1 protein-coding gene is annotated in these 341 nt (G+C 45.7%); it reads right to left on the reverse strand.

Translation table 11 applies throughout. The features are described from left to right. Positions 1–2: 2 nt before the first annotated feature. The coding region (locus tag INF68_RS22935) for an H-NS family nucleoid-associated regulatory protein (RefSeq protein ID WP_193525474.1) at positions 3–341 on the reverse strand (339 nt) is incomplete at its 5' end.

A 341-nucleotide genomic window follows, 5' to 3' on the forward strand; every position in this document is an offset into this window, starting at 1 on the left:
GATTAAATCTGGAAATCTTCCAGTGTTTTACCTGCTTCAATAGCAACAGCGATCACTTTAGGAGTACGGCCCTGACCCGTCCAAGTCTGTTCATTACCGTTTTCATCTGTATATTTGTATTTAGCAGGGCGTGGAGTGCGTGTCGATTTGGTTTTAGGCTTAGTGGAACCTACCGCTGAAAGTAGCTCCGCAGGATCGATACCATCTTCTAACAGTTTCTGGCGGAAGGCTTCAAGCTTAGCCTGACGTTGTTCTTGTTCTTTACGGATGGCACTTTCTTCCTCACGACGATCTTCAACGATTGCTGTTAACTTTTCCAGCATCTCTTCCAGCGTTTCCAG

Origin of the sequence: Enterobacter cloacae complex sp. P16RS2 (genome assembly GCF_014982155.1) — a bacterium.
GTDB classification, from domain to species: Bacteria; Pseudomonadota; Gammaproteobacteria; order Enterobacterales; family Enterobacteriaceae; genus Enterobacter; species Enterobacter cloacae_M.